We start from the raw sequence: 2499 nt of genomic DNA on the forward strand, positions 1-2499 counted from the left end.
GACGTACGGCGTGGTCGTGGTCAGTGGGGAGAAGCCGAGGCGTTCGAGGATGGGGCGGCTCTGGTCGGAGGCGTCGACCTGGAGGTAGCGGTAGCCGCGGTCCGCGGCGATACGGGCCCGGTGGGCGATCAGCGCGCGGTAGATGCCGCGACCCCGCCAGGCCTCGACCGTGCCGCCACCCCACAGGCCGGCGAACCGGGTACCGGGGACGAGTTCCATCCGGGCCGCGCTCACCGGTTCGTCACCGGCGAGGGCGACGACGGCGACAACTGTGTCGGGTTCGGCGGCGAGTTGGTCCAGCAGGCGGGCGCGCAGCCGGCTGCTGTCCGTACCGAAGGCCTTCTCGTGGACGTCCGCCACGAGGTCGACGCCGGCACGGTCGGTGGCGGGCAACAGGCGGACGCCGTCCGGCAGTTGGGCGTCGAGGGCGAGTGCGGAGACCTCACCGATCATCAGCGTCTCCTGCGGCTCGGACGTGAACCCGGCATCGCTCAGACGCTGTCCGAGATCCCTCGGCAGATCATGGCCGTAGAGCTTCCACTCGAAGTCGCGGCCGAGCGCGGTGAAGTACGCGACCTGCTCGGCGATCGCCGCGTCGACGTCGCCCTCGTCCAGGTCCGACCACAGCACGCCGTTCCACCCGTGTGCGTCGGCGACATGGCGCACCACTACCCCGACCCGCTCGACACGGGCCCCGGGGCCGTCGGGTCGGGCACCTTCGCGCAGTTCGCGGTCGTGCAGGGCGAGTACCGTGGCGTGATCCATGCGGCCACTTGAACATCCGCGAGCTGCCCCGGCAACGGGATTTCGAGGGGGTTACGATCCCTGCGCCGGCGCGTCCGCCCGTACCGCCGCCAGATACGCGCTCAGCCGGTCGCGGTTGCGGGCCAGACAGTCGATGCGGGCCTGGATCCGGTCGACGTGGTCGCTGAGCAGCGCGGCCGTCTCCGGGGTCAGGCAGTCGGCGGGGACATGGATCTCGTCCGGGCCGGAGAGATACGGCAGGATCGCGCGGATCATCTCGGTGGTGAGCCCCGAGTCCAGCAGGCCCCGGATCTGCTGGACGTCCCGGACCGCGGGTTCGCCGTAGGAGCGGTAGCCGTTCTCGGTGCGGTCGGGGTGCAGCAGGTCCTGTTCCTCGTAGTAGCGCAGGAGGCGGGTGGGGACGCCGGTGCGGCGGGAGAGCTCGCCGATCTTCATGACTGCCTCACGCCTGGCTCCGGGGCTCGCTTGCCTTCACACTGATGTGAGGGTTCGACCATGGTCCCATGACCACCGCTTCCCCGGCCAAGGGCACCGCTCTGCCCTGGTCCGGGCTCCTCGCCCTGTCCACGGCCGCCTTCACCGCCGTCCTGACCGAACTGCTCCCCGCCGGGCTGCTGCCCCGGATGGCACCGGCCCTCGGCGTCTCCGAAGCGCGGGTCGGCTTCCTGGTCACGGGCTACGCGGTCGCCTCCTTCCTGGCCGCGATCCCGGTCACCGCGGCCCTGCGTGGGCTGCCGCGCCGCCCGGTCCTGGTGGGTACGCTGCTGGGCTTCGCCTGCGCCGACGCGGTGGTCGCGCTGTCGTCGTCGTACACCGTCACCTTCGGCGCCCGACTGCTGGCCGGGGTCATGGGCGGCACCATGTGGGCGATGCTCGCCGGGTACGCGGCTCGGATGGTGCCGGGCGAGCGGCGCGGCCGGGCCATCGCGATCGTGCTCGCCGGAATCACCCTCGCTCTCTCCCTGGGCGTGCCCGCGGGCACCGCGCTGGCCGGGGCGGTCGGCTGGCGCACGGCGTTCGGCATGCTGGCCGGGCTCGCGGTCCTGGTGGCGGTCTGGATACGGCTGCGGGTCCCCGCCTTTCCCGGTGAACTCCCGGGCGCACGCGTGCCGTTGAGGCGTGTCGCCATGCTGCCCGGGATTCCCGCCGTCCTGTCGGTCACGCTGTTCCTGCTGCTGGGGCATCAGGTGATGTACACGTACGTCGCCCCGTTCACGGCACACACCGGCTACGGCCGTACGGACCTCGTCCTGCTGGTGTTCGGGGTCGCCACGGTCGTCGGGATCTGGGCCACCGGCGTACTCGTGGATCGGTGGGCGCGGCCCACACTGTTGGGCGCGATGACACTGTTCGTGGCGGTCATGTGTGTGCTCGGCCTATGTGGCGACTCCCCTGTAGTGCTGCTCGGTTCCGTCGCCCTGTGGGGAGTCGCCTTCGGCGGGGCACCGACGCTGATCCAGACCGCACTGGTCAACGCCTCCGGCCCCGAACACGCCGATGTGGCAACGTCGTTGCAGACCACGGTGTACAACGCGGGCATCGCCGGGGGCTCGTTCACCGGTGGGCTGGCTCTGTCGGGGTGGGGCGCGGGGGCCTTGCCCTGGACAGCATTGCCGTTAATCGCGGGCGCGCTCGTCACGGTCCTGCTGGGGAGCCGGTACGCCTTTCCGGCGACACCGGTGGAGGCCGAGAGGCACGTGAAATCACCCTGTGCGTAAGCACGCCCCAAAGGGG

The 2499-nt window shown here is 71.3% G+C and carries 3 protein-coding genes; 1 reads left to right on the forward strand and 2 read right to left on the reverse strand.

Annotated features, from left to right (window positions below; all coding sequences use genetic code 11):
- Both SPR02S_RS11860 and SPR02S_RS11865 read right to left on the reverse strand, forming a co-directional pair.
- Positions 1-765, reverse strand: a 765-nt coding sequence (locus tag SPR02S_RS11860; protein WP_019057178.1) for a GNAT family N-acetyltransferase, incomplete at its 3' end; no start/stop codon positions are given.
- A 51-nt stretch (positions 766-816) separates the two neighbouring features.
- Positions 817-1200, reverse strand: a complete 384-nt coding sequence (locus tag SPR02S_RS11865; RefSeq protein WP_019057179.1) for a MerR family transcriptional regulator — start codon at positions 1198-1200, stop codon at positions 817-819.
- A 68-nt stretch (positions 1201-1268) separates the two neighbouring features.
- Here SPR02S_RS11865 and SPR02S_RS55585 point away from each other — a divergent pair, with 68 nt between their 5' ends.
- Positions 1269-2483, forward strand: coding sequence for an MFS transporter (locus tag SPR02S_RS55585; protein ID WP_019057180.1), 1215 nt, complete (start codon positions 1269-1271; stop codon positions 2481-2483).
- The last annotated feature ends 16 nt before the right edge of the window (positions 2484-2499 follow it).

This window comes from Streptomyces prunicolor NBRC 13075 (genome assembly GCF_000367365.1).
GTDB classification, from domain to species: Bacteria; Actinomycetota; Actinomycetes; order Streptomycetales; family Streptomycetaceae; genus Streptomyces; species Streptomyces prunicolor.

Excerpts from the sequence above, each read along its gene's own strand:
- SPR02S_RS11865 (WP_019057179.1), bottom strand. The coding sequence starts at position 1,200 with ATGAAGATCGGCGAGCTCTCCCGCCGCACCGGCGTCCCCACCCGCCTC.
- SPR02S_RS55585 (WP_019057180.1), top strand. The coding sequence starts at position 1,269 with ATGACCACCGCTTCCCCGGCCAAGGGCACCGCTCTGCCCTGGTCCGGG.